This is a genomic window from Acinetobacter sp. UBA3132 (genome assembly GCF_002364825.1).
Classification (GTDB): Bacteria; Pseudomonadota; Gammaproteobacteria; order Pseudomonadales; family Moraxellaceae; genus Acinetobacter; species Acinetobacter schindleri.
On the sequence record NZ_DEZM01000049.1, the window covers coordinates 1 to 8,740 of the forward strand.

10 protein-coding genes and 1 pseudogene are annotated in these 8,740 nt (G+C 42.1%); 7 read left to right on the forward strand and 4 right to left on the reverse strand.

Translation table 11 applies throughout. The annotated features are described in order from the left end of the window. Positions 1-193: 193 nt before the first annotated feature. The 7 genes from B4033_RS01995 to yddG all read left to right on the forward strand — a co-directional run bounded on the left by B4033_RS01995 (position 194) and on the right by yddG (position 6,147). Positions 194-1,273: a porin gene (locus B4033_RS01995; protein WP_076753673.1), complete on the forward strand. Its 1,080-nt coding sequence runs from the start codon at positions 194-196 to the stop codon at positions 1,271-1,273. A gap of 455 nt (positions 1,274-1,728) precedes the next feature. After that, positions 1,729-1,920 (forward strand): cytochrome oxidase putative small subunit CydP, encoded by a 192-nt coding sequence (cydP, locus tag B4033_RS02000; RefSeq protein WP_184104825.1) that lies wholly within the window; start codon positions 1,729-1,731, stop codon positions 1,918-1,920. Then, a complete protein-coding gene (locus B4033_RS02005) occupies positions 1,920-3,545 on the forward strand; it encodes a cytochrome ubiquinol oxidase subunit I (RefSeq protein WP_286831684.1) in 1,626 nt (541 codons plus the stop codon). Before cydP ends, B4033_RS02005 begins: the two co-directional genes overlap by 1 nt. Beyond that, positions 3,542-4,687: a cytochrome d ubiquinol oxidase subunit II gene (cydB, locus tag B4033_RS02010; protein WP_048881234.1), complete on the forward strand. Its 1,146-nt coding sequence runs from the start codon at positions 3,542-3,544 to the stop codon at positions 4,685-4,687. Before B4033_RS02005 ends, cydB begins: the two co-directional genes overlap by 4 nt. A gap of 25 nt (positions 4,688-4,712) precedes the next feature. After that, positions 4,713-4,814: a cytochrome bd-I oxidase subunit CydX gene (cydX, locus tag B4033_RS02015; RefSeq protein WP_004278713.1), complete on the forward strand. Its 102-nt coding sequence runs from the start codon at positions 4,713-4,715 to the stop codon at positions 4,812-4,814. Positions 4,815-4,817: 3 nt separating this feature from the next. Next, positions 4,818-5,120, forward strand: a complete 303-nt coding sequence (locus tag B4033_RS02020) for a cyd operon YbgE family protein (protein WP_286831694.1) — start codon at positions 4,818-4,820, stop codon at positions 5,118-5,120. Between the two features lie 142 nt (positions 5,121-5,262). Further along, a complete protein-coding gene (gene yddG / locus B4033_RS02025; protein ID WP_286831697.1) occupies positions 5,263-6,147 on the forward strand; it encodes an aromatic amino acid DMT transporter YddG in 885 nt (294 codons plus the stop codon). A gap of 106 nt (positions 6,148-6,253) precedes the next feature. Here the strand turns inward: yddG and B4033_RS02030 are convergent, their stop codons facing one another. From B4033_RS02030 to B4033_RS02045, 4 genes and pseudogenes are all read right to left on the reverse strand, one after another. Beyond that, entirely contained in the window at positions 6,254-6,607 is a 354-nt protein-coding gene (locus B4033_RS02030; RefSeq protein WP_228152954.1) for a hypothetical protein, read from the reverse strand. A 115-nt stretch (positions 6,608-6,722) separates the two neighbouring features. Continuing rightward, positions 6,723-7,859, reverse strand: coding sequence for a rod shape-determining protein RodA (gene rodA / locus B4033_RS02035; protein ID WP_004893075.1), 1,137 nt, complete (start codon positions 7,857-7,859; stop codon positions 6,723-6,725). A 101-nt stretch (positions 7,860-7,960) separates the two neighbouring features. Beyond that, entirely contained in the window at positions 7,961-8,674 is a 714-nt protein-coding gene (ispD, locus tag B4033_RS02040; protein WP_286831701.1) for a 2-C-methyl-D-erythritol 4-phosphate cytidylyltransferase, read from the reverse strand. Further along, positions 8,643-8,740 (reverse strand): annotated as a pseudogene (locus B4033_RS02045) (cell division protein FtsB); the annotation flags it as partial. The gene ispD and the pseudogene B4033_RS02045, both read right to left, overlap by 32 nt.

Genomic DNA, 8,740 nt, shown 5'->3' on the forward strand with positions numbered 1-8,740 from the left:
AACTTTCTTAAAACAAAACATATACTATTCATATTTTTACATAACGAAACATTTAATATATTTGAAATATTTCCTTAATCTTATTGTCTTATTTGTAATCGATACTTAGCACCAATACAGGACGGTAGCAAAATTTAACAAAGCTACCACAACATCCTTGTTAGGACCAAAACAAGTCTTATTGGAGCTACACATGAAAAAAACTCTTTGCGCATTGGCAGTTGGGGCAACAATTTTAACACCAGTAATGGCAGCTGCTGCTGACGTTAAAGTATATGGTCGTGCACACGTTTCTCTGGATTATCTGGATGACGGCAAGGACTATAATGAGGTGGCTTTATCCTCAAACTCATCACGCTTAGGCTTTAAAGTCGATCACAAGATTAATGAAGATCTGACTGCATTCGCTCAGATCGAACAGCAAATCAACTTTTCTAGCGGATCGGATGATAGTGAGGATTCTATAAACTTCTCTACCCGAGATACTTATGTCGGAGTCAAAGGTAACTTTGGTCAAGTTAAAGTGGGCCGTTTTGACAGCCCATTTAAAGCGGCACGTGGTCCGGCAAACTTCTTTGGCGACCAGGTCGGCGACTTGCGTAATATCACTCGTGCTTACAATCACCGCTTCGATGAACGTAACCCGAATACGATTGAGTATAAAACACCAAAATTTGGTGGTGGTTTCACTGCAACAGCAGCTTTATCTTTACATGATGGCACGATGATCAGCAATGATACGACTGAGGATAGTAATGAAAAATCTCAAGCGTATGACCTAGGTTTAAATTATAACGCGGGTAACTGGGATGTCGCGGCTGCTTATGAACATTATGCAGAAGATGTGAGCCGCGGTGAACGAGATGGTATCCGTTTAGCAGCAGCTTATAAATTAACGCCTGAACTGAATGTGGGCGCACTTTACCAGTTTACTGCACTGGATGATGGCAGTGGCACCAATGCGGATGCTAATGTTTTCGGTGTAGGTGCGGAATACAAACTAACAGATAAAAATACATTACGCGGTCACGTTTTCCACCGTGATATTGATACAACTGATGCTAACTCAACCCTACTTGCATTGGGCTTAGAGCATCGCCTAGATAAACAGTTCCGTGTTTATGGCAACCTGGCAGCCATGCTGAATGATGACGCTGCTAACCTGACACCTTGGTCACAAGCACGTAGTAATAAAGCAGGTTCATCCCAAGGTGTAAATGCAGCAGGTGAAACTGCAATGGGCTTGTCTGTAGGTATGCGTTACGACTTCTAAGCTCTACTCTCCTCCAAAAGCTTAAAAAGAACATGCTTCATGCATGTTCTTTTTTTTGCCTGCTTTTTCTCAGCAATAAGAATTCACCTCACCTTTAGATTCCACGAAAGACCCTTCTCGTTTTAATCCCTAAAATTTTAATCTATTCTCATTTTCAATAAAAATATAATAAACCAAGTAAAATAATCAGAATTTAAAATATTATTTTTTCTTAATCCAACTATTTTAATAGGATATTAATTTTTAAATATAAGCAAAAAAGTCGGATTTAAAAATAATTATGTTTACACAAAATAATCACAAATATTTTGATTATTTTTTAAATAAATGTAATTTTAAATTATTAATATTCAAATAGTTATAAATATATATTTATTTAAACTGTTTAGTCTATTTATTTTTTATCATATTAGATTAATAATAAATTAACACGTTATAAAGACAGGCTTATTTACATGAGCTTAGTTCCAGAAAATCTAAATCAAAAAGTTGTAAGAGAGATCACTTTGATTTTAATCATCAAGATCATTCTATTACTGACAATCAAACATATCTGGTTTGATGCGCCTACGATTCCCAAGAATTTTGACTCTCAAGTTGCCGAGCGTATTGCCGGCAGTCCTTCCCAAATCAAGGAGACACGTTGATGATTGCTGAAAGCGTGGTCGATCTTTCGCGGTTCCAGTTTGCTATGACTGCGATGTATCATTTTATTTTCGTTCCGTTGACCTTAGGCCTGGCCTTTATCCTGGCCATTATGGAAACCACTTATGTGATTTCCGGTAAGGAAATTTATCGGGACATGACCAAATTCTGGGGGAAACTCTTCGGGATTAACTTTGCACTCGGGGTAACTACCGGTCTGACCATGGAATTCCAGTTTGGTACCAACTGGGCCTACTATTCGCACTATGTAGGTGACATCTTTGGTGCACCACTAGCGATTGAAGGCTTAATGGCTTTCTTCCTGGAATCTACTTTCATTGGCCTGTTCTTCTTTGGATGGGATCGTCTGTCTAAGGTTCAGCATCTGTGTGTAACTTGGTTAGTGGCGCTTGGCTCCAACATGTCTGCATTGTGGATTCTGGTTGCCAATGGCTGGATGCAAAACCCGGTAGGTTCTAAATTCAACTATGAAACCATGCGTATGGAACTGGTTGATTTTGGTGCACTAATCTTTAACCCGATCGCTCAAGTAAAATTTGTTCATACTGTTTCTGCAGGCTATGTAACAGGTGCGATTTTCGTTCTGGCAATCTCAAGCTTCTATCTGCTAAAAAAACGTGACTTGCCTTTTGCCCGCCGTTCTTTCGCTATTGCTGCAGTTTTTGGTCTGGCCTCTACACTTTCAGTGATTCTACTAGGGGATGAATCTGGCTACGAAATTGGTGATGTACAAAAGACTAAACTGGCTGCGATTGAAGCAGAATGGGAAACAGAACCGGCCCCAGCCGCATTCACTTTATTTGGTTTTCCAAATCAGGAAACCATGCGTACAGATTATGCAGTCAAAATTCCTTATGTCATGGGGATCATTGCAACCCGTTCAATAGATACTCCAGTGATAGGGATCAAGGACCTGCTGGTTGAACATGAAGGTCGTATCCGCAACGGTATGCTGGCATACGAACAGCTTGAAAAATTACGTGCAGGCGATCAATCTCCTGAAGTAAAAGCAGCATTTGAAAATACCCAAAAAGATCTTGGTTATGGTCTGCTTCTGAAAAAATACACTCCAAATGTCGTCGATGCTTCTGACGAACACATCAAAGCTGCTGCCAAAGACACTATTCCACATGTACCAAGTCTGTTCTGGGCCTTCCGTGCCATGGTAGGTTCTGGCTTCCTGATGTTGCTGCTGTTCGTATTAGCGACTTTTGCTGTAGCGAAACGCAATGCTGAAAACAAACCTTGGTTATTAAAATTTGCCCTGTTTGCTTTACCACTGCCTTGGATTGCTGCACAAACTGGCTGGTATGTGGCTGAAGTGGGTCGTCAACCTTGGACCATTGGTGAAGTATTACCTACCCACCTGTCTGCATCTACTTTAAGCACAGGCGATGTGATGGGCTCAATCCTGGCACTGGCAGCGTTCTACACAGTATTGCTGATCATTGAAATGTACCTGATGATCAAGTTCGCTCGCCTGGGGCCAAGCTCATTACATACTGGCAAATACCATTTCGAAAAACCTAATTCTCAAGTAACAGCCGAGCAAGAAGACGCAGCTGCAGCTCTTCCAGAAGGTGCAACTGGCGAGGTGAAATCATGATTGAATATGAACTGCTCAAAATTATCTGGTGGGTATTGGTTGGCGTTTTGCTGATTGGCTTTGCACTGACTGATGGCTTCGATATGGGCTCAATGGCGATCATGCCATTTGTAGGTAAAAATGATCAGGAACGTCGTGCGGCAATTAATACGATTGCCCCACACTGGGATGGCAACCAAGTCTGGTTCATCACTGCAGGCGGTGCCCTGTTTGCAGCATGGCCAATGGTCTATGCTACTGCTTTCTCTGGCATGTACTGGGCGCTACTCTTAGTACTATTTGCACTGTTCCTGCGACCTGTCGGCTTCGACTACCGCTCCAAGCTGGAAAATACCAAATGGCGTAATTCCTGGGACTGGGGTCTGGCTGTTGGCGGTGCGGTTCCTGCATTAGTCTTCGGTGTCGCTTTCGGCAACATGTTCCTAGGCGTACCGTTCACTTTAGATGAAACTGTTCGTTCAACTTATTCCGGCAGTTTCTTCGCTCTGCTAAATCCGTTTGCTTTAGTTTGCGGTATTGTAAGCTTGTCCATGTTGTGCGCACACGGTGGCGCTTGGTTAATGCTGCGTACTGATGGTGCATTACGTGAACGTTCTGCTCAAGCAACCAAAATTATGGGACTGGTTTATCTGGTGACTTTCCTTGCTGCTGGCGCATGGTTATATTTCGGCGGTATTCAAGGTTATACACTGGTGACTCCATATGACACCAATGGTGTTGCAAATCCACTGGCTAAAGAAGTACTGATCAATAGCAACCCTGGCTGGATGAATAACTATACAACTTATCCAATTACCATGATTGCGCCAATTATGGGTATCCTTGGCGGTATTATTGTCGTGCTGGCTGCCTCTAAAGCTAAAGCAGGCCTGAGCTTCCTAGGTTCATCTATGGCGGTGATCGGTGCAATCCTGACTGCCGGTTTTGCCCTGTTCCCATTCTTAATGCCATCTAGCATTAACCCTGTTGCCAGCTTGACCATGTGGGATGCAGTATCCAGTAAAAATACCTTGACGGTAATGACTGTCGCTGCATGTATCTTTGTTCCAATCATCCTGCTTTACACCACTTGGTGTTACTACAAGATGTGGGGCGTAATCACCAATAAATACATTCAAGAGAATTCACACAGCTTGTACTAAGACTGTGTCCTAAGGAGACAAAATTATGTGGTATTTTGCATGGATTCTAGGTGTACTTATGGCGTGTTTTGCCAGTGTGATTGCTGCAATTTATATGGAACAGCACCAAGACCTGGATGAGGAATAAATCATGACTGAAGCTGCGCTAGAGAAACCCGTTATAGACAAGAAACCCAACAAATTTGCGATGGTGATTTCCTGCCTGCTGGCATTTCCACTCGCAGCGGTGTTACTGGTACATCCAGCTGCGATGCTGGATGATAATGGTGCATATAGTCACCGAGCCATGATGTTTATCATGATTGGCATTTCTGGAGGCTTTGTTCATGGTGTAGGCTTTATGCCACGCCACTGGTTCTGGAAATGGCTATTTAGCCCTTTCCTTTCATGGCCGCTGATGTTCTGGGGTTATTACACCTGGTTCATTGCCTGAGCATTCAAACAATTTAAGCTCTCTTTGGAGAGCTTAAATTTGATAAATACAAGATCTTTACTCTCATATTTTTAAAAAGAACAATGATATTTTTATCAATTTTGGCCTAAACTATCTTCTAAATTTATCCTGAACAAGAGTAATGAACTCAAACAAAGCGACATTGATTGGTCTTACGGCAGTTTTCTTATGGAGTCTCATTGTTGCTCTCATCAAAGAAGTCAGTCATTACTTTGGACCGATCGGAGGAGCTGCGTTAATCTATTCATGCGCCTCGATTATTCTATTGCTTTCATTTGGCTGGACACATCTGAAAGAATTCCCCCTTAAATATCTGATTTGGGGAAGCCTGCTTTTTGTGGCTTATGAAATTTGTCTTGCCCTGTCTATTGGCTATTCAAGCAATAATAGACAAGCTATAGAAATCGGAATGGTGAATTATCTGTGGCCGACAGCCACGATTCTGTTTTCAATTATTTTTAACAGGCAGAAAACCAATTTTCTTATCTTTCCCGGGATATGTTTATCTGTGGCAGGGATCTGTCTGGTGCTTGGTGGTGAAGCTGGATTTAGCTTTAAAACAATGCTGTCCAATATACAGACCAATCCACTGAGTTATGGACTGGCTTTAACCGGTGTCTTTCTATGGGCTGCCTATTGTACCCTGACTGCTCGTGCTGCCAATGGTAAAAATGGTATTACCTTATTCTTTATTTTGGTGTCGATTGTACTATGGACCCAATGGATTTTCTCTGCTGAGCCCATACCGAATTTCGAATTGAATTCCAGCATTTATCTGGTATTAGCTGCTTTTGCAATGGGCATTGGCTATGGGGCATGGAATATCGGAATTATGCATGGAAATGTGACTGTATTGGCAACAGCTTCATACTTTATCCCGGTTTTTTCTTCTGTGGTTTCAGCATTGATTTTGAGCACACAATTAACCTTCAGCTTCTGGAAAGGTGCATTGATGGTGTGTTTTGGTTCACTGCTTTGCTGGATGGCGACTAAAGCAAAATCATAGAACCGAAAAAACCAACCAATGCAAAGCCTAACTTTTAATCAAATAAAAATGCTATTTTTAAAGCGTCTTTAGAGCCTTTGTGAACCGTATAGGTAGAATTCACCCCCTACCGTTTTAGGCACCCCATTTCATAAGTAGTACCCAAATCAATGAAGGACTGATTAAAGCTTGTATCCAATAAATGAACAAATTGCAGTTCATCCTTGGCTTCAGCCAGATGCAGATTTTGTTCGGAAAAGTGCTTAAGCTGTTTTAGACCTTTAGAATATTCACATGTTTTAGCAATCATAATTGCTGGATGCTCGCGACGATCCACCGACACATTGAGTGCAGCCTGTTTCACTTCTAATGCATCATAATGCTGCTTAACTTGAGATTTAAATTCCGCTGAACTCAATGGCTTTGCCCATATAGTTGCTGACAATCCTACAAGTCCAATCACCAACATTAACTTCTTCATCTTGTCCCCAATATGCAAATATAGTTATTTATCTAAGTTATTGAATATTTATAACATAAAATCTCAAGCAATAAAAAAGCCAGAATAAATCTGGCTTTTTCTTTTCTTCTATTATTTAGCGATGGGTATGGATTGACATCACAATACCCATACCCGCGAGCAAAGAAATCACAGCGGTTCCGCCATAACTCATCAGTGGTAATGGATCGCCTGTCACTGGAAGGATACCACTCACCATGCCTGAGTTCAGGAATACGAAAAAGAAAAAGGTTAAACCTGTAGCACCCGCATATAGACGGCCAAAGTTATGGAAGCTGTTCATTCCGATCATCAAGCAACGAATAATAATAGCGGTAAACAGACTAAATAATAAAAATACACCGATAAAACCAAATTCTTCGGCATAAGTCGACATAATAAAGTCAGTATGATGCTCTGGCAGATAACCCAGATGTGACTGTGTCCCTTGCGAATAACCTTTGCCAGTCATTCCTCCAGAACCAATGGCGATTTTAGACTGGATAATATTCCAGCCTGCACCGAGTGCATCTGATTCAGGATCAAATAGCGTCAGGACACGTTTTTTCTGATATTCCTGTAACAGGAACATCCACATTAATGGTGCGACCACAGCTAATGCTGCCATTGCACCACCAATCAAGCGCCAGGACATACCACTCAGAAATAAAACAAAGATCCCCGGAATCACCAGACCGATATTCAAGTCAGGCTGCAATGCCACAAGCACAAAAGGAATACCCAACAAAATTAAGGCACCGATGATATGCATAAACTTGGGTGGAAATGGCTTACGCGCGAAGTACCAGGCCATCATCAGTGGCATGGCAAATTTCATCACTTCACTCGGCTGCATACTTCCCACGCCCGGCAAAGTAATCCAGCGTGTTGCTCCAAGTCGTCTTTCACCAATCACAAAGACCAGCAATAGCATAAAAATCCCGAAGGCATAAAAATACGGGCTTGCGGCTTGATACACTTTTGGCGGAACCTGCGCACAGATAAACATTACCACAAAACCGACACCAAAACTGATCGCCTGACGGATCACCATGCCTGAGTTTTCAGAGGTCGCACTATAAACTACCATCAACCCCAAGGCAGCATTCAGCAACAAGAAGCATAGCAACCACGGGTCCAGATGTAGCTTGGTCCATCTTGAGGAATCGTGTTTTATACTCAATCCATCACGTGCGGATTGTCGTAAAAAACGATACTGCTGTGAAGGTATCATTGTGACAAAAGGTTCAAAACTAACAATGGCGAAATTATAAGTGAAAGCAGCGGAGAATTGATCGCCAGTGCTCTATTTATTATGTATTTCTTCAAATAAATTTAGGCTTGTGCTGCCAGAATCAGACGAGCCAGTTCCAGGTCATCCGGATAGGTAATTTTGAGATTATCAGATCGCCCCTGTACCACACGTACGGTTTCACCTACATGCTCAAGTGCACTGGCTTCATCGGTAATATTGGCACCATCTTGTAATGCCTGTTCAATAGCATGTTTTAACCGGCCCAGTTTGGCCATTTGTGGTGTTTGAGCCTGCCAGAGAGTCGAACGGTCTACTGTAGTTTCGATATCCTGACCTTGTACGACGCGCTTTAAGGTATCGCGCACTGGAATTGCCAAAATGGCAGCTTGATCAGTTTCAGTCGCCGTATTGACCAGATCAATCAATGCATTTTGACTGACACATGGACGTGCCGCATCATGTACCAATACCCAATCTTCTGCTGAAGTGATTTCAGTTAGGTAAGCTAAGGCATTGAGGACAGAATTGACCCGCTCTGTACCGCCGGCACAAAAATGGGCTTTATCCTGATTGGAAAATGGCAAGGTTATAGCAACATCATCCTGACTACCGATCGCCAGCACATAACCCGTCAGTGGAAGTTGATTCAGACGTGCAACCGTATGTTCAAGAACAGTACGCTTCTGAATCATTTGATATTGCTTTAGTTCTGTTTTAGAGAATCTGCTACCCGAACCTGCAGCTGGAATGATAGCCCATAATTTATGGTGTGCTTGAATTTTCAGCTGACTCATTGGTACGCAGGTCTACTTTAGAATTTTGATCGAGATAAATCGGTTTATATTGGGTACTGATGGTAC

What these genes read in the sequence shown, in the direction of transcription:
- B4033_RS01995 (WP_076753673.1), top strand. Translation starts at nt 194, where the DNA reads ATGAAAAAAACTCTTTGCGCATTGGCAGTTGGGGCAACAATTTTAACA.
- cydP (WP_184104825.1), top strand. Translation starts at nt 1,729, where the DNA reads ATGAGCTTAGTTCCAGAAAATCTAAATCAAAAAGTTGTAAGAGAGATC.
- B4033_RS02005 (WP_286831684.1), top strand. Translation starts at nt 1,920, where the DNA reads ATGATTGCTGAAAGCGTGGTCGATCTTTCGCGGTTCCAGTTTGCTATG.
- cydB (WP_048881234.1), top strand. Translation starts at nt 3,542, where the DNA reads ATGATTGAATATGAACTGCTCAAAATTATCTGGTGGGTATTGGTTGGC.
- cydX (WP_004278713.1), top strand. Translation starts at nt 4,713, where the DNA reads ATGTGGTATTTTGCATGGATTCTAGGTGTACTTATGGCGTGTTTTGCC.
- B4033_RS02020 (WP_286831694.1), top strand. Translation starts at nt 4,818, where the DNA reads ATGACTGAAGCTGCGCTAGAGAAACCCGTTATAGACAAGAAACCCAAC.
- yddG (WP_286831697.1), top strand. Translation starts at nt 5,263, where the DNA reads ATGAACTCAAACAAAGCGACATTGATTGGTCTTACGGCAGTTTTCTTA.
- B4033_RS02030 (WP_228152954.1), bottom strand. Translation starts at nt 6,607, where the DNA reads ATGAAGAAGTTAATGTTGGTGATTGGACTTGTAGGATTGTCAGCAACT.
- rodA (WP_004893075.1), bottom strand. Translation starts at nt 7,859, where the DNA reads ATGATACCTTCACAGCAGTATCGTTTTTTACGACAATCCGCACGTGAT.
- ispD (WP_286831701.1), bottom strand. Translation starts at nt 8,674, where the DNA reads ATGAGTCAGCTGAAAATTCAAGCACACCATAAATTATGGGCTATCATT.